The sequence below is a fragment of the Psychrobacillus sp. NPDC058041 genome (assembly GCF_042885655.1).
Classification (GTDB): Bacteria; Bacillota; Bacilli; order Bacillales_A; family Planococcaceae; genus Psychrobacillus.
The window spans coordinates 74,028-96,599 of the sequence record NZ_JBHVRO010000003.1 but is presented as its reverse complement, the minus strand read 5'-3'; the positions used below and the strand labels follow the sequence as shown (position 1 = coordinate 96,599).

Here is a 22,572-nt window from a genome sequence, read left to right as displayed (position 1 = left end):
ACCATTAATCTACGTTTTGTCTTTTTTAAATAGATTGTTGCTAACGAAAGGAAAAGAACTATTACTAGCCATATGCTCAAGTGTATCTACCCCATTGAACATTTCATTGTTTCCAATAGTAAGGGCATCATAACCAACAGCTTCTAATAATTCAATTGCAGCTATACCTCGTGTTCCTTGCAACTCAATACTTTTAAAATCAGCAAAATCTCCACCATCCAGTATTAACGTGTGTTCATCCTTAAATTGCCTAATGAGTGTTGCAACTCTAGCAAAGTTTTCGAAATTACTATGTACATCGTTCGTATGTAAAATTTTCAGTTTCATCATAATCCTCCAAACACACTTTTTTCCATATTATAACACAAACATTACAAACACATTACTGGCGCCTGGCACCAGTAATGTGTCTGTAATACTTTAAGTTGAATATTGATGTTTATGGTGTGCAAGTCTAAAGAACTATTACATGACCAATTACCTTGTCTTATTTAGTTTTTTTAAAGATTAATAATTTATTGTGCATTCTTTGTATTCATTCCACTGTAATTATTTTTTCATAGCAGAAATGTAAATATCAACTACTTCTTACCTGTTTTTATTTTAATTTTAAATATTTTACAATTTCTTATTAAAACGGTAATTTTCTTTTGCTATAATCGACTGGCAGTACAAACATAATTCGAGGAGTGGAATAAATGACGAAAAATTGGAAACATTCTTTCTGTAAGATAGCTCTATCTTTATTATTAGTAATGTCAGTATTTTTACCATTTGTTACTGTATCAAATGTACAAGCTGCTGAGTCTATAACGGTTGCCGAAGCTATTGCGAATAATTCGGGTACCTCAACGGTTAAAGGATTCATTGTGGGTACAGCAAGCTCTGGAACTTCTTACGATCAAGAAGCACCTTTTACAGTAAATACAAATATCGGTCTTGCCGATTCTCCTAATGAAACCGATCCAACAAAAATTTTACCTGTACAGTTGCCAACCGGTTCTGTTCGAACAGGATTAAATTTAGTTGATAATCCTAGTTTATTTAAAAGTAAAGTGACAATCACTGGTACACTTTCTGCCTATTTCTCGGTGCCAGGCTTAAGAAATGCTAGTGCATTTACAATCATTTCTGAAGGTGAAACACCCCCTCCTACTTCTGAAGTAGAAGTAATGGACACTATCGTTGCTGCCCGTGCAGTATCAGATACAAATAAATTAATAAAAATTAAAGGGACTGTAACAACTGACATTGGATTCTGGGGAGGGAAAGCATTTTACCTCCAAGACAATACAGCTGGGATTTATGCATTTACATCTAACGCAGATGTGACTCCTGGAGATATAGTAGAGCTTGAAGGAAAAGTAAGCCCATATAGCGGGGAGCTTCAAATTCAACCTACTAAAATCACGAAAATTTCTTCAGGAAATGAACTCCCTGAAATACAAGTAATTACGCCTGCCGGTGTGAATGAAGAGACGCAAGGTGAACGAATTCAATTAAACAATGTAAAAATTACAAACCTAATCAAAACAAACGACTTTGGAACATTTGAATTCACTGCAACTCATGAAAACGGTGAATCTGTTATTATTCGAAACGACAACCGAAATGGGCTAGATTTCATTACATTTGAAAAACTTTTTAAAGAAGGTGATTCAGTTAATGTATCTGGAATCGCTTCTAAGTTCAACACAACATATCAAGTAAAAACTCTTGGACTCGAAAGCTTTGACCTAGTAAACAAACCTGCAGTTTATACTGATATCTTACCTGGAACAGTATCTGAAGGAACACAAATCAAATTAATTACACCAATTGAAAATGCTACAATATTTTACACAGTGGATGGTTCAACTCCGACATCTACAAGTACTAAATACACAGCACCAATAAACTTAATAAAAGATACAACTATTAAAGCAATTGCAGTAAGTGATACTACTTCAGAAGTTTTCTCATTCACTTATAACGTACTTAAATCACATGACTTGGTAATACGAGACATTCAAGGACGAGGACACTTCTCAGAGTACGAAGGAGCAACTGTTCAGAATATAACGGGAGTTGTAACTCACCTTTACAATTCTGCAAACTTTGTCATCCAAGATATCCATCCGGATAATGACAACACAACTTCTGAAGCGATAATTGTCAATAAAGCCGCTAACGGATTCAAAGTTGGTGACTTAGTTACAGTAGCAGGTACTGTGGAAGAATGGTATTACGCAGGGTATTCAGATATGAAAGAAAATGACCTTCCAATCACACGAATTCGCGCAACCTCTGCTGTAAAGACTGGAATCGCAGAACTACCTGCTCCATTAGTAATTGGACAAGATATTTTCCCCCCATCTGAAATTATTGACAATGACGGTTTAACATCATTTGATCCAGAAGAAGATGGTATTGATTTCTGGGAGTCCGTTGAATTAATGAGAATTGCCGTACCAAATGCTAAGGTCGTTGGACCACAAGGGCATGGAGAGATTGTTGTAGTAGCGGAAAACTCTCCTAATACAACATTCAATGTCCTAGGAGGAATTAATATTTCTCCAAATGATTACAATCCAGAACGAGTTACGATAGATATTGGCAATGACAAATATGATGCAAAATCTGGCGACTATTTTACTGGAAATATTGTAGGAGTAATGGGCTTTAGTTTCGGAAACTTCAAATTATGGACTAGTGAAGCTTCTCTTCCTCCAATCAATCGTATCGAAAAGCCAGTTGTTGTAACTGATATTAAACCTACCGATGATAAACTAACAGTTGCTTCATACAATATTGAAAATTTCTCTACAAATAAAGAAAATACACCTGATGAAAAAGTAGAGAAAATCGCGAAATCTTTTGTGGAAAACATGAAATCTCCGGACATTATTACATTAGTAGAAGTTCAAGATAATGACGGACCTATAGAGTCTGGAAAAACAGATGCATCCGCTAGTTATGAGCGCTTAATTGCGGCAATTACCGCAGCTGGTGGACCAGTCTACAAATGGACAGATATTGCTCCTGAGTATAACCAAGATGGTGGACAACCTGGTGGGAACATTCGAGTGGGATACTTATATAATCCACAACGCGTTACATTAGTAGAAGGAACAAAAGGTAGTTCCACAGACAAAGTGGAGTGGGACGAAGAAGGTAATTTAACTTTAAATCCTGGACGCATTCTTGATTTACCACAAGCAAACACACGTAAACCGCTTGCAGCCCAATTTGATTTCCAAGGGGAAAAAGTAGTTGTAATTGGAGCACATCTAAACTCTAAGGGTGGAGACCAACCTTTATTTGGAAAACATCAACCTCCGTTTTTAGGTTCGGAAGCACAGCGTATTGAACTAGCAACTATGATCAACAACTTTATTAAAAAAGGACAAGCAAAAGATCCTAATCTTAAAATAATTGTTGCTGGAGATATGAATGATTATGAATTCACTCCAACACTTGCCGCTTTAAAAGGTGGAATATTAACTAATATGGTAGAAAAAGTACCTGCGGGGAAACGCTTCTCTTATTACTATCAAGGAAACAATCAAGTGCTAGATCATATTTTGGTAACAAATAACTTAGCAGATTATACGAAAGTAGACATGATTCATATCAACGCAAACTACATGGACATTCACGGTCGTGCATCTGACCATGACCCAGTGCTGATCCAAGTGGAGTTTAACAAACCTAATACGTATACACTTTCTGCTAATAAAACATCGTTGGTATTAGAAGCAGGTCAATCTGAAACTATTAAGTTAACTGAAACAACAACAAAACACGACGGCTCTACTTCCATTAAAGACGTGACATCAGATGCAACTTATAGTGGATTTAACACAAAAATCCTTTCAGTAGAAAAAGGCATTGTTACCGCTAAAGCAGATGGAAAAACCGTAATAACTGCAACTTATGGAGAAAGTAAAGTTTCTATCGAAGTTTCTGTGCAATCAGCAAAAGCTGGCGAAGTAATCATAACTTCTGATGAAGTGGATACCTCTAAATCTGTAATTACGGTAGATGGAGCTGTACTACACGATGCTGGAAACGTTTATATTCGTTTCACAGAAGATGCTGTAAGTAAAATTGAAAAGGTAAATAAAGATGTAGTAATTAAACTAATGAATGGTTCATTCACGATTACCGCTGAAAACTTTGATATCCTTGCTACACATGGTGAATTTACACTCCACCTAAATTATCATGTTCCACCTGGATTATTAAAAGAAAAAAATAAAGACAAAATAAAAGACGACCTAAAACTAGAGGATATTGCTTTTCTTGATGGAAACAATAAGCAGATAACATCAACTTTTAAAGATTATTTCGTTATCGTTATAGAAGGCAAAAAACAGTCGGTTGAAGGTGCATATTATGATTCAAAATCAAAGAAATGGAAGTTTAAGAATTTGAAATAATAATAAAGCTGATATTAGAAATCACCTAGTTTATTCAATTCCTACATGAAAGCAAGATCTGACCGTTTTTAGTTGGTCAGATCTTGTTTTTATTACTTTTATTTAATTCGCATATACTCCACTACTTTTGTATCAATTAAGCCTCTTGTTTGTACTCGTTCATCAAAGTTTTCAATAAGATGATACGACTGAACTGCATCCAACAAATCATCATGTTCTGTTAAATCACGGTTCAAATGACCGTTTTCATATAATAGATTTTGAAGTTCTTCTGCCAGTTCACCTTCTATTGCCACTACATCTTCCAATAATGTTGCCTCAAAATAAAGCTGGTGCAATTTTAACAATCTGGCTAATTCTTGGACAGGGTCTTCATGGTCGTCCACTCTCAAGTCTATATAACGATCATTATATCCTCCATAGCTACCGTTCTCTTTTACGATCAATAATGCTGCAGACTGTTTTCCTCTGCTATCGCCACCTGCGATATCTCCAGCATGTAGTGCAGCTAGTAAACGTTCTGCTAATGAACCTTCTGTTTGTATAAATGTTGTTTTCATAGCCTCAACAGTATCTTGATCTACTAATATATTTCCTTGAGCAGCAAAGTTCTCTCCTGCAAAACCACCTGCCCAGTCAAAACAATCCTCGCCAGTGAACGTAATACTTTGCCCACTTGCGTCTACAATTCCTACTTGTCTTGAACCGGATTTATCATCATTTTGAACGAGCACTTTGAGAACTTCATCAGGAGTCATACCTTTTTCGAGCATCTCCAAGCCGTTCTTTCCATAATCTAAGTTTGCCCATGATTGTGTAGCTATTGCCCCTACTCCTGCTTTTGCAAACGGAACAACAGCTCCGACACTTAAAAATTTTGATGCTACCGCTACTCCTAATTCTTTTGTTTGTGGATCAAATCCAACAATAGAAAATGTCATAACCAAACCCCTTTCATTTTCATAACTCTTCTAATCTATATTGTATCTTTATATTCTGATAATTAAAAGGAAGATTCCATCCCTATTTTAAATATAGATCAAGCTCTCTCTTCTCCACTTGAGCAAATTATTAAAGGGTGTGTAATTAGTTTATAAGAAAAACACAAGCGTCCTTAAAGTGCATCTTGTCTTCACTATTTCTAGAGTGCTTTGGACGAAACATTGGCTACACTTTTTCGATAATCTTGTGGTGGATGTTTGTCCGTCGCCCTCTTGGAATTTGTGAGGACATGATGCGTTTGGTTTGGCTAATTAGAGAAAAAATTCTTCCCTACTCTCTTAAAAGCTTCCGAAGATACCATTTCGGAAGCTCTTCACTTCTTTATCGGTAGATGCTATCTATTTTTCTCTGTTTTCGCTTGCCAGATAAACAAAGAAAAGTACCAGTTCATTATTTCGATTATGCATATTGCCTTTATTATTTGCACTGTTGATTGAAGCGGAAGGCAGCGACTCCTAGGAGATTAGCAAGCAAATCAAGACCCTGGACGGAGCGTTCAATTGTTCAAAGGCTAAGAGCGCCACATCGTGTGGCAACGCCTTTGTGACCAACGTCGTGTTTGCCCGAATCGGCTTGATGCTTGCCCCGAAAGCGTCCGCCTGAAGCGGAAATTAACCCTTTCACGGCATAAAAACTTTATATAATTTTTTTAAAAAAAGACCTTCCAAAAGTTTTTAAACTAGTTGGAAAGTCTTTCTTATTTCACTGGGCATTACTTAGTATTTTTAGTTATCGTTTGATTTTCATAAACAATTTTTCCACCTAAATGACCAGTAGTAGCTAATGTAGTGATACCTGAAATACTTAATATTACGATCAGAACGGTTATTAACCCTTTTCTTACAGTTATGTTTTTAAGAATTTGAAATTTAGTATTTGGATGTTTAAATAAAATTTTTATTACTGCTAACAATCCAAAAATAATGACCGAAATATTTGCTAGTAATGAGTGTAACTCGACTGTATCGTGTATGGATCTTCCCCAATGTTCATACGCAAATCCTTCTGCCCCATCTCCTGTAAGCAAACTAAAAACTCCAGTAATCACACCAATTATAATTAAAACCGTACCAACCTTGTTCCAAAAGTCACTCTTTCGATATACATTCACAATTTCAATAATGCCACCTAGAACTAGAAGAGCAATTGGAAAATGAACAATCAGCGGATGTAAAGGCATAAATATTAGGCTCCTTTTAGTAGATTTAAATTCATTATAAAAAACAAAAATGAAATATTACTGAAAATAGAGTACAAATTTTATTCCGAAGCGAAATTAAAAGGCTTAAATGAAATTTGCGTTTCAGTCTTCCTGAAACTAACTAATTTTATTGACAATTACTTTTCTATTTGATAAATTCAAATACAATATCAAAGATAAAGAGAGTAACAACATCGGATAATTAAGCGAGCTAGGGATGGTGAGAGCCTAGTTAGGAAGAGTTGTGAACCGCACTTTAGAGATGCTTTATATGAAAAGTATTTATTAATACTTTTCATATTGCCGGAGACTCACCGTTATGGAGAAAGTGGCCTAAAATAGGCAAATTGAGTGGTACCGCGGGAGTGCAAGCTTTCGTCTCATTTTATTATGAGACGAGGGCTTTTTTATTTTTAGGAGGTGTTTAGATGAAACAGAAACTATTAAGCATTCTTCAAAATTTCACCATTGATTTAATCGAGGAGCATATGATCGAAGTACCCGTATATGAACATTTAGGAGACTACTCCTTACCATGCTTTTCGTTTGCTAAAAAACAAAAAAAGTCACCTTTTTTAATTGCACAAGATCTGGCGTCTCGTATTCAAGATGAAAACATCGAAAAAGTAGAAGCGATAAATGGATACGTGAATATTTTCATGAAAAGAACATCATTTAGCGATACCATCTTAAATACAATTCGCAAAGCAGGAAAACAATATGGTTCTACAAATTTAGGAGATGGCGATGTTGTAACAATTGATATGTCCTCTCCAAACATTGCAAAACCTTTTTCCATGGGCCATTTGAGATCCACAGTAATTGGAAACTCTATTGCATTACTACTAGAAAAAAGTGGATACCAACCTGTTAAAATCAATCACCTTGGAGACTGGGGTACTCAGTTTGGTAAATTACTTGTAGCTTATCGATTATGGGGTGACAAAAAGAAAATCGAAGAAGCTCCCATTCAATCATTATTAAAACTTTATATTCGCTTTCACGAGGAAGCGGAAAAGGATGAATCATTAAATGACAAAGGTAGAAGAGCTTTTAAATTGTTAGAAGATGGTGAACAAGACGCGTTGGAGCTTTGGGACTGGTTTCGAACAGAATCCTTACATGAGTTCCAAAAAATCTATGATTTACTTGGCGTAACTTTTGATTCGTTTCATGGGGAAGCATATTATAACGATAAAATGGATCCAATTGTGGAGGAGTTGCTTCAAAAAAACTTATTATTGGAGTCCGACGGAGCACTTGTAGTAGATGTCGGCGAGAACATTCCGCCATGTTTAATAAAAAAGTCTGATGGCGCAACCCTATATGCAACAAGAGATATTACTGCTGCAATTCATCGAAAAAAAAATTATCATTTCAAAAAATCTTTGTATATTGTAGGAAATGAACAGAGCTTGCACTTCGTTCAGTTAAAGAGTGTATTAAATAAAATGGGATATGAATGGTCAGAATCTCTTCAACATATTCCTTTCGGATTAATATTAAAAGACGGTAAAAAATTATCAACTCGGAAAGGCAAGATTATCTTATTAGAAGAAGTGTTGAACGAAGCAATTCAATTAGCGGAGAGAACAGTAGAAGAAAAGAATCCTTCATTAGTAAATAAAAAAGAAGTTGCTAAAAAAGTAGGAGTCGGTGCTATTATTTTTAGTGATTTAAAACAACATCGAAAGCATGACATTGATTTTGATTTGAAGAAAATGCTCCAAACTGATGGAGAAACAGCGCCTTATGTTCAATATACTTATGCAAGAGCATGTTCTATTTTAAGAAAAGTTCAAGATGTCGATACCATAGATGTTACTGTGGTAAATGATTTTGAATGGAAAGTAATTAAATCACTTCAACAATTCCCTAGCATCGTTAGACGAGCAACAGATGAGTACGATCCTTCGCTAGTGGCAAAGTACTCAATAGATTTAGCGCAATCATTTAACTCTTTCTACGGAAATGTTCACATCGTTAACAGTTCCAGTCATTTGCCATATCGCATTGCGCTTGTTCAATCAGTAGCTATAGTATTAGAAGAAGCTCTACGACTTTTAGGAATTAAAGCTCCAAGTGAAATGTAGCACCTTAAGAGCCTTTCCAAAGTGCTAAAGAATAAAGTGGCTAAGCTCTTATCTGAAGAATTTGAAGGCCCCAAAAGTACACCTTTTGGGTGCCTCTTTCATATTCTTTTCTCGTACTTATACTTCACTTGTTTCCCAATTCTTGACCGAATATTATATTTTCGGAGAAAGAGCTGCCGGCATCACTTTTGGTGGCAATTTCCCACCGCTAAGAGCATAATCAATATAGCTAGCAAATGCCTTTTAATTTATAGCATTAATATACTTACAATTATTAGGAATTGTATCGAACTAATCTTAAAAAGTCTTGTTCTCCGACGATTTCAATTGGTAATCCATGACTGATCATTTCTTCTACTTTCTTCATTTTTGTACTTTTAATCCCCTGTACATACTTTACTAAATCATTGTCTCCAACGACTAAAACGTTTGTAGTACTATCAACATTACCCTTACATTGGGCTCCACAATTAACAGCTAGTTGAGCTGCTTGAATCCTAGTCATTGAAACCATTCTCCCTGTGAACACAATATTAGCTCCGTAAAATGGATGCTTTGTTTTCGTCATTTTCACTTCGGTTTCAAGAAATTGCATAGATGTATCTTCTTTATTTTGTTTTGATCGGGTGAGATGTTTTTTCGTAGGATTTGGGCTGCCTATTTTTAGTTTGTGTAGGTTTAATAGTTCTTGCACAGAATTTGTTCTCGTTTTCTGCATAGCCTCTAATGTTATTAAAGCCGCTGCTCGAGCATCTTCCAGAGCATCATGATGCCTTAGGCTAATGCCTAAATAATTCGCCAAAGTAGAAAGTTTGTGATTATACAAATTTGTCCAAACTTTCTTTGCGATTTGATAAGAGCAACCATATTGGAAATTAGGGTAAGGTTCATGAAAGTTGGTTAATGATGCACGTAGAACGCTAATATCGAAACTAGCATTATGTGCAATGATTGTTTGATTTTCGACGAATCCTTTAAAATTTGGCCAAAATTCTTCAAATGTTGGAGCACTCATGACCATATCTTCTGTAATACCATGAATTTTTGTATTGTAGTAATGAAACTCACTTAATGGATTGATCAACGTATGTATCTCTTCTTTTATCTTCCCGTCTTTTACTTGCACTATTCCAATGGAACATACACTCGTCCGTAAACTATTGGCTGTTTCAAAATCAATTGCAACAAAGTCCATTTGTGCTCCTCCTCTTCAATTACTTAGATTTAGATTATCTCATATTCTATCAAACACTCAAAACCCCTTGCAGCTTTTTAATTCTACAAGGGGGTTGTCCATTATATTAGTATGTTTAATAAAGTCTATTCATAGGATTGATATCATCCAGTTGTCTTTGTCTTTCTAGTTTTTCTTCGTGTTGCTCCTGTACAGGATTTTCTTCTTCCTTCAAAACTTCACTTTCAAATGCATCTCGCCCTAAGTTAGGATCTATACCTCGAGACTGCTCACCATATTTTTTATCTTCCTCTGTAATACTTTCATCAATCGTCGGACGATGTTCTCGTACAATCTTATCTTCTTGCATAGAAGATCCAATATGGTTTACCTCTTTTGCTAAGTAAGGATCCGTGGCAAATGTCTCACCTCGAACAAAACGATCTTGTGGTTCATCAAATTTCCCATCTGTTTCATTGACAAATTCGTTAGTAGACTTAGTAAATCCTTGTTCTTTTGAATAGTCACTCAGTAGTTCTTCCTCTCCAGAAAATCGAGATTGGAAAACATCTGTTCCAACAGTATCTGTATATTCAATATCATTTTGATCCGTTCCAAAATTATCCGCATGAGTTAAAACTTCTGTGTATAGAACGATACTTCCATTTGAAACTTCTTTTGAGTAGCGTTCTGTTTCCTGAGCATTTAAATCTAATTTCCGTAAACCTTCTGTAACTGCATCTTCACCAGTAAACCAGGATTTAAATGTATCCATAAATGACCCAGCTTCATGGGTAGAGACATCAGAATGACGATTAAGCGTGTGTAAGTGTGCATGCTCTTTTGATATAACATGGATATCGCTTTCCGCGTAACCTTGCTTTTGCAGGAGTTCCAATTTTTCATACATCTCTTCCTCTGTACGAGCTATCTCAATTCGTCGATTTGATTCAATGTTCATGGTGATTCCTCCTTGTTTATGTCCTTATTTACTGTCTACCCTTGCAAGAACGCGGAAAAACCTATATATCATTTTTTAATATTCTTGTAATAAATAGATTAGAAATGCGCAGGGCCTTCCGCTCACCTGACGCTTCGCTTTCGGTACAGAAAACATCTACTATTCCCGCAGAAGTCGGCCCGCTCTCCAATCAACTAGTATATATGGGACGATTTATAATTGCTTAGTAACAACGATTACAGGATGGTATTATCACTACGTTTACTTAAACTTAATCCATCCTCTGCTAACTCTTCTTGTTAATTTCTATTAACTTAATGGATTGTAGTGAAAGGTGGCGATTCCAGCCGGAGGCCAACAGGATATTGGTCACGAAGGCGTTGCCACACGATGTGGCGCTCTTAGCCTTTTTTCCTCTGTGAGGCAGATGAAACATCACAACGAACGCGTAAGCGGCGGTGATGGTTTATCGCTCACCCCGCGGAACGCGTCCACCTGAAACGGAAACCCACGGTATTATCTATGAACACTGTTTTCTCAGAACGATAATTTATATGCTTTCTTGTCCTTTAAAAAAAGAGTTGCATCCGCATCTCTCCTCTTAACTATTTATATTAGCTTTTCTAAAACCTTTAATTACATCAATAATCGCAAAGACTATGAATAGGATGATAAGTCCAATTGTAAATGAATTTCTCATGTCAAAAGAAGTATTAAACAATCCTTCTAAATACGCTATAAAATCAGGATTTATCAAACTAGAATTACTCAATAAAACAATTAAAACGATAGAAGATATTACATGTCTTACTAAGTTAAATATTGCTACTCTCATAGTCCATTGACCTGCAATGAATTTATAGCATACTAAAGAAACTTCTACACCGATTGCTACGATGACAATAAACCAATAAGATTGCAAAACTTCTTGATTGAAGGAAGGTAATATCATCTGTAATTTACCGTGAATATATTCATACACACCGAGTAACCGAACTGCATTAAAATATACAGCTGTAAAGATTCCTATTTCCAATAAACTTACGAATACCATAGATTTAGATATTTTTTTCTCTTTCAAAATAGGAGAAATATTTTTCAAGTCGTCTGGTGTCCACTTTTTTAAACTAGTTGTTAATGGCAATTCATCTTTTGAAGTATCAGTACGCTCCAATATTGCAAAAACTAGGGTAATCCAAAAGAATGACTGGATCGAAGTACTTAGAATTTCCAGTATACCTTTCCCAATAGTAGCAAGAATGATATTAATCACTGTTTCATTTGCGTTATACGTGAATACACTCTCCGATATCGAAACTATGAGAGCAATAGTAGCTGCAATTGGTAATATCATTTTCAATAAAGTTACATATACATCGAAATAACGTGGTCCTATCAAATGCATTGGTCTATCTAAATAGCCGCCTGCAAGAGTTACGGGGCTCCCAAGATTAACAAGGGCTTCTTTCACATCTTCCTCTGAATAATTTTCTGGTAGCATATCCTCAATTGTCGACTGTAACTCAAGTGCAATATCCTTTCGATTCTTTTCAGGAAGTCTACGAGTTACTTCCTGGATATAAATATCAATTAGGTGCATCGCCTTCATCTCCTTTTAATAATGTATAAAGTTCTTTTGACGTTTTTTCCCATTCAGCTTTCAACTGCTCGAATATTTTAATTCCATATTCGCTCAACACATAATACTTCCGGGGTCTGCTTTCCGTTGTATCCCAGTTGCTTACTACTAGCTCTTGTTTCTCTAATCTTCGAAGCAACGGATATAGAGTGCTTTGATCAATTTTAACTTCAGACTTTTCCAACAATTGAACAAGTGAATAGCCGTATTGCGGAGTACGTAGCTGACTGAGTACCGCTAAGGTCAACGTCCCACGTCTTAACTCTGTTACTAATGAATTTAATAGTTTAGTCATTTTCCACCTCGCTATTTATACTATGTGACATACACTATACTTTATACTATGCATCATACACTATTGTTGTTCCTACATCAATTTTTTCATCACAAAAAAGCCAAGTCATGTAATTTAATCACGACTTGGCTTACTTTATTTCTTTTTTTTATCTTTGTATACTTTATGTTTTCCATCTGAAAATTCAACCTCTAAGTCGAATTTTGTGTAATCTTCCACATCAAATGCTTTGGATACTTTCTTTAAAACATCTTCTTTGCTCATATCTTTTGATAAGTCTATTTTTTTAAACATTGGCTTCATCTCTTCGTATGCTTTATCGCCTTTTAACTTCTTCGGTTCAATTCGATTCACATATTCAGCCTCTATTGTCGAACCTTTTGTTTCCATCGACGCTTCAATTGCATCTTTATGATCTGCTGTATCTACGCTTAAATCGAAAGATCGAAAACCAAATTCACTCTTTTCTTTCTCTTCTGCTGTTGACGCACTTTTCACTTTTTCTTTATCTCCGCAAGCGCCCAATAACAATGCGATAACTAATAAAGCACATCCATATATCGAGTATTTTTTCATTTTCATGATATCCCCTCGTTGTGTTGTTTTATTGCTAACTAAGGTATATCCATAAAAATAGTTTCGTAAACGATATGATTAATCGGGATAACGTTCTTCACTTGATGAAGTTGATTTTGTCTCACGCTTATGTTCTTCATCTTTTACTTTTTCATTTAACTCTTCTACAGGAATTGGATCTACAGTTTGCATCTCTTCATCCCTGTCAAAGATACTTTCCTTTTCTGTTTTTATCAAATCAGGATTATCCAATATTCGTCCTTTTATGTCTTGACGATCGCGATCTTCTGACGATTTATCCATCATAATTATCGCTCCTTTTCTTATTGTTATCCTTTATTTAACCTCTTTCCTATACGTTAAACTTCTTTGCAAAAATTAATTAATAAAATCTTGAAAACATTGACCACCATTTGTTTCTTTGGACTGGCCCTGAACGAGCTATGAGCAAAGAGACTTGTGCCATTGTTATCGGCAATGATGACTTTTTTCGAAGCGCCAAATATTTCGGTTCCCATTGATCCGCATATTTTTCTTTAAACATCTTTAACCCTTTAAAGTGGTAGACTGCCTGACCGTATAAGAAAATTTGATATGCAATTTTCTCCGTTAAGAAAGAATATTTAGATAGACCTACGTTTGCTAAGGGAGCCATTCCTAAATTGAACTTTAAGTAATTTTCTTCTTTGTACCACTCAAACAATTTGATAAACAAATAATCCATTGTGGCATTTGGGGCATTCTTTCCATATCTCATCAAATCAACGGAAACCATTTTTCCGCCATCGTATGCAGGCATTATATTACAAAAAGCTATGGTTTTCCCTTCAATATCAGTTACTAAAGCAATTGGAATAGATTTTAAATAGGAGGGATTAAACCATCCTAGAGAAAATCCTTTTTCTTTACGTCCATCTAACCACTCATCAGAAATTGGTTTTAAACTCGCAATAAACTCATCAGAATGAGGAGGTTGAATTACTTTAAGTTGATACCCTTCCCTCTCCAATTTATTTTTATTGGCACGCAAATTTTTCATTTTCTTTCCAGCCAACTCAAAGGTAGGAAGATTAACAAAAGCTTCTTCTCCAAGTTTAAAAAAATCATATCCATTTTCATGAAGATAAGGGAACATTTTAGAAGTAACTTGATAATATACCGGCGTATAGCCATATAAATTAGCACGATCATGAAATTCTTCCATTGCTCGAAGAATATCTTTTTTCTCCCCTATTAGATCGCCTAAAACGATTAATTTATCAGAATATTTTTGAAAAGTAACCATCACAGTTTTAGATTGATTCCAATATATATACTTATCATGTAGAAAAATTAAATGTGATAGCACGGTACCTCCATATCTTTCGAGATGTTCTTTAATTTCACTTTCATATGTTGTAGATTTTTCAAAAGGAAAATGCCGTGGTTTATTAAGTAAGTATCCAAAGGACATGTAAAGGATTGCAAGAATGATCCCTATAATCGCACTAGTAAATAAATCCGTTGAATCTGTTATAACGTATGGCTGCAATTTTACTGGAATTGTAATAATTGAAGACGGTAAGTTAACATATCCAATAAACAAAAATATCCCTAAAATAATTGTAATTCCAATAATATCGACAATTGATTTCCCCCAAGTAGGTACAAAATTTTCTCTATAGAAACGCTTCTTAGACATAAGAAGTATGAGGAAAACAACTAATACATATGTTGCATCTTCGTAGTCAAACCATTTGGATAAAGAAAAAACTGCTGCAATTACTAAAGCAACTAGGGTCAAATCGTAAGCCCATTTCACTCGATATTGAATTCCTCTAGTTAACATTAAGAGAGAAATCCCTAAACCAACCGTAAACTTATGTGACAAATTCATCACAGGTAATGCTAAAATTTCGTTTGCCAACTTTACTCTTTCAAGTGCTGCGGGAATTGCTGCAGATAATAATAAAATTATTCCAGCCAATAAAACAAAAATAGTAACAAACCAGTGGCTAATATTTTGCAAAATTATTGTTGGTATTCGATTTAACTTTTGATTTAGTTCTCCCCAGAAATAAAGTAATAAAGTAACTGCTCCCAGTAAAGCGGGAATGATGAAATAACTAATTCTATATAAAAGCAATATCAAAAGGGTAGTTTCCGTTGGAACCCCAAGCCCTTCCATTCCCAGTAAATACATGAGATCAAACGAACCTATTCCACCCGGTAGCATACTTATAATACCAGCGAAGGATGCCACAATAAAAGTCGCAAACATACTAGGAACCGATATTGAAACCCCTAAAAAATTTGAAATAATATAAATCAATAGAAAAGCAAAACTCCACTCCAAGAGAGAAATAACAGCTAAAGAAATAATACTCTTTTTACTAATACGTTCTGGCGCTAAAGTATCCTTCTTTCTCTTTATACTAATTAGTAAGATCGGAAAATATAACGCTATTCCTACAAGGGCAACGTGTATCCATTTAACTTGATTAAAAATAGGTGTATGAATAATTCCAAGTAACGGTAACCAACTTAATAGGGACATTCCAGATAAGTAAAAGAGAGTAATTAATCCTACCCCTTTCACAAGTGCTTTTTTCTCATAGCCGTGTTGGCCATAAAAAAAAGTTCGTATCATCATTCCTGAGATACCACCAAAACCTATGAAGTTGGACACAGTGTTAGCGGTCCAAGAATAAACTATTGTCTTTTTTATTGGCACATTCATCTTTAAATGCCTTCGTAAAACAAAGTCATATAGAACCATTGGAGAGACCGCAATTATTCCTGCAAAAACAATAATAAAAATGTGATTTATAGCTAACTTATTAAAATTATTTTTCAAAAGGGAAAAATCTAAATTTCTTAACGCTTGATTTGATTCAAAGTAGAATACAAATAGTATTAAAAATGGAAGAACTATTTTAATAAGGCGGGAAAACCAGGGGAGCTTCCAAAATTGTCTCATTGTTTATCAACTCATTTCTTTCATATCATTTCCAGTTAAGTTTATTTTATCATTAATCTAGTCGTATTGTTTCATTTAAAGTTTATTTTACAACAAACAGGGTAACATACATAACAATAAGAAAGGAGCGATCCATGATGAAAAACAAGCTAGCATTAACAGCCCTTGGGCTAGGCGCAGCATACCTAATGCGAAACAAAGATGCACGTGAAAAACTGTCTAAGCAATTCAATAATTTTGTCAATACACCAATAAGAGGGATGAAAGAGGAATATTCATCTGAACACTTCACACAAAAAAAGAATTCGTAGTTTATACTGTTTAAAGTATGGCATGGACTGTGAATATAATTCATAAAAAAAACGCCAAGGAGAAGTTTTCACCTTGGCGTTAATTATTTTATTAAACAACTTGCGTACGTTCATAGTACATAATTAGTTCATTGTAGTATTTATTTAGAGAAGATGTGGATACATTAAAATTCTCTGCAATTTCTTTCACTGTTAATTCAAGTGATTCAAAAAGACCTTTTTCTTGCCCAAAGCGAATTGCCCCAGCAGCTATTGCCACTTCCTTACGAGCATTCGGTTGTTGTTCGAATAAATAATCTTCTACTATTTCTATTAAATCATTATATGTACGATTATGTTTTACTAAGAAATCCATAGCAACTTGTAGAACACCAGCTTCAAAGAAAGTATACTCCCCACCTTCATAGCCATTTTCACCAAGTACGCGCCAAAGATCTATGCCGTTTTCCTTCACAAATTCTTGAACGGATTGTTCATTTTGTGACTTAAATCGTTTTGCAAAATTTACAAACAGTTCTTTATGGTCAGTTGGGAAAAATACTAAGCTAGAAACTGCTAAGTAATGGTTTTCTATAAATGTTCCATCAGGTAATAAGAAACAATACACATGCATACCAACAGGAACTGGCTTTTCACTTTCACGTCTTAGTTGAATAATCTCGTCCGTCAAAATATGCTTTACTGTCATATATGTTTCCTCTACGTCAACCACTTCACCGATTAAAACACGTGGTTCATTCCATTGTTCTAATACATTTAAAGTAGAAGGGCGAACTACTTTCTTGCGTTGTTTTTCTAAATAGCCTTCCCAAATCTCTTTTTTATGATGGAAAAAGAATTCATCCATTACAATTGCTTCAATCATTTCTTGATCTAAGTATTGTTTTAAAGGTTCACTCCATATTTTCACTAAGTCCAGATAATCAGGTAGGTCTATTCTTTCAGGATACTCATCATAAAAAGTTTGCAATATACGTTCCAACTCTTCTGATTGTACTTCTTCTATTGTAATTACCTCTTTGAATTCACAACACTTCTTGAATTTTTTTCCACTACCACATGGACAAGGATCATTTCGTCCTACCATTTAAACACGTCCTTTTATTAATAAAGATATCGTTTTAGTCTACCATATTTAAAACGGACTTTTAAGGACCGAACGACTTGGTGCATACTTCATAATTTGTCTTTTCTTTATTCTTACTAAGTGCTCTAAAATTTCAACTATATAAGTGGAATTATAAAGGGTTAGAAATTGGTTGAGTGCTTTCAATTTCAAAACTAGAGCGTACCAAATAGTATCAATCTGCAATCGTTTCTCATAAAAGTGTTATCTTCAATTTACAGACTTCCACCCATTCCATTAAGAAAAACCGATCAAATGACGCCGGTTCTTTCAAGAAGAGTAGCATATGAATGTCGTTGCTTTCCGCTATGGCGGACGCTTTTCGCGGGCATGGCTTCAGTCTCCTAGGCCAACAGGATGTTGGTCATGAAGGCGTTGCCTCAGGGAAGAGGCGCCTTTAGCCTTCCTTCCCCTGCATTCCTGCGGGGCCTTCCGCTCATGCACCTGTCGCTTCACTTTCGGTGCAGAAAACATCTGCTATTCCCGCAGAAGTCGCCGCCTGCGCTCCAAACTAGTATGTATGAGACGATTTAGAATTGCTTAGTAAGATAGATGACATTTAATCCTTTGAACATTAGTTAGGGAACTATATTTTATCCAGATGAACAGAATTTCACCAAGCAATTGCATCTCTTATTCAACAACGATTACAGGTTGGCATGATCACTACGTTCAATTAAACTATTTCTATCCGGTAAGCGATAGCTGGGCTAAACCTCTTTTAGGTACTACTCACTTAATGGATTGTAGTGAAAGGTGGCGACTCCAGCCGGAGGCCAACAGGATGTTGGTCACGAAGGCGTTGCCACACGATGTGGCGCTCTTAGCCTTTGTTCCTCTGTGAGACAGATGAGCAATCACAACGAACGCGTAGCGACGGTGATGGCTCATCGCTCACCCCGCGGAACGCGTCCACCTAAAACGGAAATCCAGTATTATTTAATTCTTTAAAGTACTATATAGAACACTGGTTTCCTAGCATCCCATTTCATATGCTTCCCATAAAAAAATGCACTGAAGTCGCTTTATCTCGACAACTGCGCATTTTCCATTCTATTATTGAGCTGTATAACCGCCGTCCAAAATAATTGCTTGTCCAGTCATACCTCTTGCAGAATCACTTGCCATGTATAGAGCCAAATCAGTAATCTCCAAAATATCGAGTAATCGCTTTTGCGGTACTAGCGGGTATAGAACCTCTTCCAATACTTGTTCCACTTGAATATTACGAGTTTTTGCTAAATCTTCAAATTGATTTCGTACGAGTGCTGTGTCTACATAACCTGGACAAATTGCGTTTACTGTAATACCATCATTTGCAGATTCTAAAGCAGCTACCTTAGTTAATCCAATGACACCATGTTTAGCTGAATTATAAGCTGCCTTGCCGGCAAATCCGATAACTCCATTAATTGATGCCATATTAATAATTCTTCCAAAACCTTGGCTCTTCATATAAGGAAATGCATGTTTAATGGCAATAAAAGGTGCAGTAAGCATGATTTTCACTAGTAGCTCAAACTTCTCTGTAGGAAAATCTTCAATCATCGATACATGCTGCATACCTGCATTATTCACGAGAATATCTATTCTTCCAAATGTTTCTACTGTGAACTTAATCGCTCTTTCAATGTCCGCTTCTTTCGTTACGTCACATACGATTCCTTTAACATTTCCGTTAATTTTAACAACTGCTTCATCAATCACTTCTTGAGACAAGTCCGATATAACTACTTGTGCACCTGCATTAGAAAATGCCTTTGCAATATCGAATCCGATACCTCGTGCTGCTCCAGTAATAAACAAAACCTTTCCTTCCATTAATAGAACCCTCCTCAAGTTTATAAACGAATATGTTGCACTGCCTCAATAATTCAATATAACCTTATATCCACTTCTGGCATTAAAGCCCTCTTCCAATAGCAAATTACTTTTGAGATTATTTACCTTGAATATCTTGAAGTTAACTCTACTCGTGCAAATAGCATTGTTAAAACGGAGAAGAGTCCAGATAAAAGAAAACTTATCCAAATCGTTTGTAATGATGTTAAACCACTAAATAGCGATACACTAATCAACCAACCAGCTACAATGGAATAAGGCAATAATCTGGATATTTTACGTTTTGAAAAAATGATGATTAACATGACAGGAATAGAAGCAGCATAAAGGTGCCCATAGAAAAAAAGAAAATCAAGCAAACTAAATCTTGCAAAATGTGTCACAATTAATAGAAAAAACAATAACAATCCCGAGAATATATACGATTCTTTCCTCATTTGCTGGTCATTCATCGAGATCTTCATAGGCAGACGGATATGCTTAATAAAATGAATTGTAGTAGCATGAATCTCCGCATTTATCGTTGTAGATAAAACACCAAAACAAAATAAGAAGAATAGTACCGAGAGAAAAATAGGATCTATTTTTGTTATTAGTTGAAACAAAAGTGTATATGTTTCTCCAAAAGATCCTTCAAAAATCACAATCAACAGCATTGCAGAAAGTGCTATAGGTATAGTGCTCCAAACAAAAGCGGTTGACCAAAAAGTAATACGGACTTTTTTCTGTTCAATCATATATAATCTTTGCCACGTCGAGCGGTCTGTAAGTACTTGTCCACAGCCCACTAACATAAAAGTCATAATAAAAAAGTAAGCCTCATGGTTTTTAGCAAACAATAAGTAGGGATGATATAGTCGAATACCGTCGTAAACTTTGAAAGCTCCTTCTTGTATGAAAAAGTACAATGGAATAAAAATGATTGCAGCAAAAATAAAAAAAATAGAAATCCCTTCAAATCTTTGTATCCACTTCATACCACCTAGCCCTGCTATGATAAAGCAATACAAGAAGAAGAAAAATAGAGAAACTATAAATGGTATGTTAAATAACATATCAAATAAGACGGCTGCTCCAACGGCTTGCATGAATAAAGAATCTAACCCTAAGAATAAAATTACAATCGTCATAAACCAATAGCCATCTTTTCGAAGCCTCTTTTGAAAAACATCACCGAGCGTTTCAACATCCGGAAATCTATATCTAATTTTATTAGCAAATGTTCCGAACATAAAAATCGAAAATGCACCTACTAGAGAATAACCAATACCACCTAAAAGACCATATTTTACTAATGATTCCGGAGAAGATAAAATTGTATTTCCTGTAATCCATCGTGCCAAAAGACTAATCATTCCCGACGAAATTCCAAAAACTAAAGAACCCGTAATATAGTGACGATAGGTTTTCATATTCCAAAACCTGTTGCTTTTTTGGGATTTACTCGATATTCTGATGGGGTTACACCATTTTGTTTTTTAAACATCGAACTAAAATAATGCTGACTGTTAAATCCCGCTTTTTCAGAAACAACAGCCATACTCCACTCTTTATGCTCTAATAATATTTTTTTTGCCATTTCCAACCGATATGCATTTAAATAATCTGCAAATCCGATTCCCACTTCTTCAAAAAATTTACGACTTAAATAAGTTGCATTCAAGTGAATACGATTTGCTACTATACTAAGGCTAAGTTTTTCGTAATATTCCTCTCGAATAATACGTAGAACTTCTTGAATGGAGTCATTTTGAGATATCCATTTTCTATACTTTTCAAGTAACCCCAACAATTCATTTTCTACTATAGGCTTTGTTAAATAGTCATTGACACCTATTCGTAAGGAAGATTGAGCATATTCAAACGATTGATAGGCAGTAACCATAATTATGTCCATTTTATAATTTTTCTTTAATTCTTTTGCCAACTCTAATCCGCTTTTTCCTGGCATTTGAATATCTAGAAATGCTAGAGAAATATTAATCTTTCCCGCAATTTGAAGAGCAATAGACGCATCTTGTGCTTTGTAGAACACCCAATTCGGAAAATGTGGTTTCATAATATATTCCAATTGATCTAGCTCTAATATTTCATCATCTACAAGTAGAATATTCATATCCATTCCTCCTTTCTCCTTTATTTAGTTAACGGAAATTTCACTTCAACAAGTGTTTCGTTACCAATGTATCTCATTTTTAAATAATGGACTTGTTCTGGAAATAAAAGATCTAATCTCTTTTGTATGTTTCGAACTCCGTATCCTTCTTCTTGTGGGCTATATTCTTTCTTTTCATTGATAGGTTCTATAAGATAGGAGTTCCATACTTCTATATACATAAATCCATCTGAATGATACACATTTATTTTCAAGCGTGCGGGTCCAATATTTTTCTCAAAACCATGTTTAAATGCATTTTCGACAATAGTTTGTATCATAAAGGGTGGCAATAAAGCATTTTTGCAACAAGCTTCGACATTTTTTATTACTTCTAGTCGCTCCCCAAACCGTAAACTTTGGATATCTAAGTAATTGTTTACATATGCAATTTCATCTTCCACTTTAATAAGAGAAGCATGCGTAACATATTTAAATTTAAAGAACTTCGCCATTACTTCTAAACCTTTTATTAGTTCTTCTTTTCTATCTAATCGGGCCAAACTTAACATAGTATTAAGCGTATTGAAAAAAAAGTGAGGCTGTATTTGCTGGTTTAACTGATCATAATTTGCGTGTTGTAACTCTTTTTCCAAAGCTAACTTAGAAGCTTCTTTCTGCAAATTGTCAATTTGTCGTTCAAAGATCATTACAAATGAAAGTGTAAAAGCTCCTACAAGAGGAGCTAATACACAAATTAAGACGTATAATGAGAAAGATTCCAAAGGCATCATGATGCATACGTCCTCTCTTTTATAACCGGTATTTCATTATATTAACTTCATTAATACGAATAGTAAATCTCTTATGCGTGCAT

The 22,572-nt window shown here is 35.1% G+C and carries 18 protein-coding genes and 1 other annotated feature; of the genes, 3 read left to right on the top strand and 15 right to left on the bottom strand.

Annotation, left to right across the window (positions count from 1 at the left end; all coding sequences use genetic code 11):
• Positions 1 to 9: 9 nt before the first annotated feature.
• A complete protein-coding gene (locus ACFVR1_RS05590; RefSeq protein WP_387581469.1) occupies positions 10 to 327 on the bottom strand; it encodes a metallophosphoesterase in 318 nt (105 codons plus the stop codon).
• A gap of 371 nt (positions 328 to 698) precedes the next feature.
• Between ACFVR1_RS05590 and ACFVR1_RS05585 the strand changes: the two genes are divergently transcribed.
• Positions 699 to 4,421, top strand: coding sequence for a DUF6359 domain-containing protein (locus ACFVR1_RS05585; protein ID WP_387581466.1), 3,723 nt, complete (start codon positions 699 to 701; stop codon positions 4,419 to 4,421).
• A 98-nt stretch (positions 4,422 to 4,519) separates the two neighbouring features.
• On the opposite strand, the gene ACFVR1_RS05580 is transcribed toward ACFVR1_RS05585, so the two are convergent.
• Complete coding sequence (locus ACFVR1_RS05580) at positions 4,520 to 5,362, bottom strand: DUF1028 domain-containing protein (RefSeq protein ID WP_387581463.1); 843 nt, start codon at positions 5,360 to 5,362, stop codon at positions 4,520 to 4,522.
• Between the two features lie 773 nt (positions 5,363 to 6,135).
• The gene (locus ACFVR1_RS05575; RefSeq protein ID WP_387581460.1) at positions 6,136 to 6,603 is read right to left on the bottom strand and encodes a DUF2231 domain-containing protein; all 468 of its coding nucleotides are present in this window, start codon (positions 6,601 to 6,603) and stop codon (positions 6,136 to 6,138) included.
• 185 nt (positions 6,604 to 6,788) lie between these two features.
• Positions 6,789 to 7,010: a binding site (T-box leader), on the top strand.
• 42 nt (positions 7,011 to 7,052) lie between these two features.
• Here ACFVR1_RS05575 and argS point away from each other — a divergent pair.
• Positions 7,053 to 8,717 (top strand): arginine--tRNA ligase, encoded by a 1,665-nt coding sequence (argS, locus tag ACFVR1_RS05570; protein WP_387581458.1) that lies wholly within the window; start codon positions 7,053 to 7,055, stop codon positions 8,715 to 8,717.
• A 274-nt stretch (positions 8,718 to 8,991) separates the two neighbouring features.
• On the opposite strand, the gene ACFVR1_RS05565 is transcribed toward argS, so the two are convergent.
• The 7 genes from ACFVR1_RS05565 to mprF all read right to left on the bottom strand — a co-directional run bounded on the left by ACFVR1_RS05565 (position 8,992) and on the right by mprF (position 16,321).
• On the bottom strand, positions 8,992 to 9,912 hold the full coding sequence (locus tag ACFVR1_RS05565; protein WP_387581455.1) for an exonuclease domain-containing protein: 921 nt from the start codon (positions 9,910 to 9,912) through the stop codon (positions 8,992 to 8,994).
• Positions 9,913 to 10,027: 115 nt separating this feature from the next.
• On the bottom strand, positions 10,028 to 10,852 hold the full coding sequence (locus tag ACFVR1_RS05560) for a YflT domain-containing protein (protein WP_387581453.1): 825 nt from the start codon (positions 10,850 to 10,852) through the stop codon (positions 10,028 to 10,030).
• 601 nt (positions 10,853 to 11,453) lie between these two features.
• Positions 11,454 to 12,452 (bottom strand): HAAS signaling domain-containing protein, encoded by a 999-nt coding sequence (locus ACFVR1_RS05555; protein ID WP_387581451.1) that lies wholly within the window; start codon positions 12,450 to 12,452, stop codon positions 11,454 to 11,456.
• Positions 12,439 to 12,786 carry a PadR family transcriptional regulator gene (locus ACFVR1_RS05550; RefSeq protein ID WP_387581448.1) on the bottom strand — a complete coding sequence of 116 codons (348 nt, stop codon included), beginning with the start codon at positions 12,784 to 12,786 and terminating at the stop codon, positions 12,439 to 12,441. Before ACFVR1_RS05550 ends, ACFVR1_RS05555 begins: the two co-directional genes overlap by 14 nt.
• 135 nt (positions 12,787 to 12,921) lie before the next feature.
• On the bottom strand, positions 12,922 to 13,368 hold the full coding sequence (locus ACFVR1_RS05545; RefSeq protein WP_387581445.1) for a YusW family protein: 447 nt from the start codon (positions 13,366 to 13,368) through the stop codon (positions 12,922 to 12,924).
• A gap of 72 nt (positions 13,369 to 13,440) precedes the next feature.
• The gene (locus ACFVR1_RS05540; RefSeq protein WP_387581442.1) at positions 13,441 to 13,668 is read right to left on the bottom strand and encodes a hypothetical protein; all 228 of its coding nucleotides are present in this window, start codon (positions 13,666 to 13,668) and stop codon (positions 13,441 to 13,443) included.
• A gap of 76 nt (positions 13,669 to 13,744) precedes the next feature.
• On the bottom strand, positions 13,745 to 16,321 hold the full coding sequence (gene mprF, locus ACFVR1_RS05535; protein WP_387581440.1) for a bifunctional lysylphosphatidylglycerol flippase/synthetase MprF: 2,577 nt from the start codon (positions 16,319 to 16,321) through the stop codon (positions 13,745 to 13,747).
• Between the two features lie 137 nt (positions 16,322 to 16,458).
• On the opposite strand from mprF, the gene ACFVR1_RS05530 reads away from it, so the two are divergent.
• Positions 16,459 to 16,632 carry a hypothetical protein gene (locus ACFVR1_RS05530; RefSeq protein WP_387581437.1) on the top strand — a complete coding sequence of 58 codons (174 nt, stop codon included), beginning with the start codon at positions 16,459 to 16,461 and terminating at the stop codon, positions 16,630 to 16,632.
• Between the two features lie 91 nt (positions 16,633 to 16,723).
• On the opposite strand, the gene ACFVR1_RS05525 is transcribed toward ACFVR1_RS05530, so the two are convergent.
• The 5 genes from ACFVR1_RS05525 to ACFVR1_RS05505 all read right to left on the bottom strand — a co-directional run bounded on the left by ACFVR1_RS05525 (position 16,724) and on the right by ACFVR1_RS05505 (position 22,489).
• Entirely contained in the window at positions 16,724 to 17,719 is a 996-nt protein-coding gene (locus tag ACFVR1_RS05525; RefSeq protein WP_387581434.1) for a YecA family protein, read from the bottom strand.
• A gap of 1,095 nt (positions 17,720 to 18,814) precedes the next feature.
• The gene (locus ACFVR1_RS05520) at positions 18,815 to 19,579 is read right to left on the bottom strand and encodes a 3-hydroxybutyrate dehydrogenase (protein ID WP_387581431.1); all 765 of its coding nucleotides are present in this window, start codon (positions 19,577 to 19,579) and stop codon (positions 18,815 to 18,817) included.
• Positions 19,580 to 19,701: 122 nt separating this feature from the next.
• Complete coding sequence (locus ACFVR1_RS05515) at positions 19,702 to 21,012, bottom strand: SLC5/6 family protein (protein WP_387581429.1); 1,311 nt, start codon at positions 21,010 to 21,012, stop codon at positions 19,702 to 19,704.
• Positions 21,009 to 21,716, bottom strand: a complete 708-nt coding sequence (locus ACFVR1_RS05510) for a response regulator transcription factor (RefSeq protein ID WP_387581426.1) — start codon at positions 21,714 to 21,716, stop codon at positions 21,009 to 21,011. Before ACFVR1_RS05510 ends, ACFVR1_RS05515 begins: the two co-directional genes overlap by 4 nt.
• 20 nt (positions 21,717 to 21,736) lie before the next feature.
• Positions 21,737 to 22,489 carry a sensor histidine kinase gene (locus ACFVR1_RS05505; protein ID WP_387581424.1) on the bottom strand — a complete coding sequence of 251 codons (753 nt, stop codon included), beginning with the start codon at positions 22,487 to 22,489 and terminating at the stop codon, positions 21,737 to 21,739.
• Positions 22,490 to 22,572 lie beyond the last annotated feature (83 nt).

What these genes read in the sequence shown, in the direction of transcription:
- ACFVR1_RS05505 (WP_387581424.1), bottom strand. Translation starts at nt 22,489, where the DNA reads ATGATGCCTTTGGAATCTTTCTCATTATACGTCTTAATTTGTGTATTA.
- ACFVR1_RS05530 (WP_387581437.1), top strand. Translation starts at nt 16,459, where the DNA reads ATGAAAAACAAGCTAGCATTAACAGCCCTTGGGCTAGGCGCAGCATAC.
- ACFVR1_RS05555 (WP_387581451.1), bottom strand. Translation starts at nt 12,452, where the DNA reads ATGCACCTAATTGATATTTATATCCAGGAAGTAACTCGTAGACTTCCT.
- mprF (WP_387581440.1), bottom strand. Translation starts at nt 16,321, where the DNA reads ATGAGACAATTTTGGAAGCTCCCCTGGTTTTCCCGCCTTATTAAAATA.
- ACFVR1_RS05520 (WP_387581431.1), bottom strand. Translation starts at nt 19,579, where the DNA reads ATGGAAGGAAAGGTTTTGTTTATTACTGGAGCAGCACGAGGTATCGGA.
- ACFVR1_RS05545 (WP_387581445.1), bottom strand. Translation starts at nt 13,368, where the DNA reads ATGAAAATGAAAAAATACTCGATATATGGATGTGCTTTATTAGTTATC.
- ACFVR1_RS05515 (WP_387581429.1), bottom strand. Translation starts at nt 21,012, where the DNA reads ATGAAAACCTATCGTCACTATATTACGGGTTCTTTAGTTTTTGGAATT.
- ACFVR1_RS05580 (WP_387581463.1), bottom strand. Translation starts at nt 5,362, where the DNA reads ATGACATTTTCTATTGTTGGATTTGATCCACAAACAAAAGAATTAGGA.
- argS (WP_387581458.1), top strand. Translation starts at nt 7,053, where the DNA reads ATGAAACAGAAACTATTAAGCATTCTTCAAAATTTCACCATTGATTTA.
- ACFVR1_RS05550 (WP_387581448.1), bottom strand. Translation starts at nt 12,786, where the DNA reads ATGACTAAACTATTAAATTCATTAGTAACAGAGTTAAGACGTGGGACG.
- ACFVR1_RS05585 (WP_387581466.1), top strand. Translation starts at nt 699, where the DNA reads ATGACGAAAAATTGGAAACATTCTTTCTGTAAGATAGCTCTATCTTTA.
- ACFVR1_RS05565 (WP_387581455.1), bottom strand. Translation starts at nt 9,912, where the DNA reads ATGGACTTTGTTGCAATTGATTTTGAAACAGCCAATAGTTTACGGACG.
- ACFVR1_RS05525 (WP_387581434.1), bottom strand. Translation starts at nt 17,719, where the DNA reads ATGGTAGGACGAAATGATCCTTGTCCATGTGGTAGTGGAAAAAAATTC.
- ACFVR1_RS05590 (WP_387581469.1), bottom strand. Translation starts at nt 327, where the DNA reads ATGAAACTGAAAATTTTACATACGAACGATGTACATAGTAATTTCGAA.
- ACFVR1_RS05510 (WP_387581426.1), bottom strand. Translation starts at nt 21,716, where the DNA reads ATGAATATTCTACTTGTAGATGATGAAATATTAGAGCTAGATCAATTG.
- ACFVR1_RS05560 (WP_387581453.1), bottom strand. Translation starts at nt 10,852, where the DNA reads ATGAACATTGAATCAAATCGACGAATTGAGATAGCTCGTACAGAGGAA.
- ACFVR1_RS05575 (WP_387581460.1), bottom strand. Translation starts at nt 6,603, where the DNA reads ATGCCTTTACATCCGCTGATTGTTCATTTTCCAATTGCTCTTCTAGTT.
- ACFVR1_RS05540 (WP_387581442.1), bottom strand. Translation starts at nt 13,668, where the DNA reads ATGATGGATAAATCGTCAGAAGATCGCGATCGTCAAGACATAAAAGGA.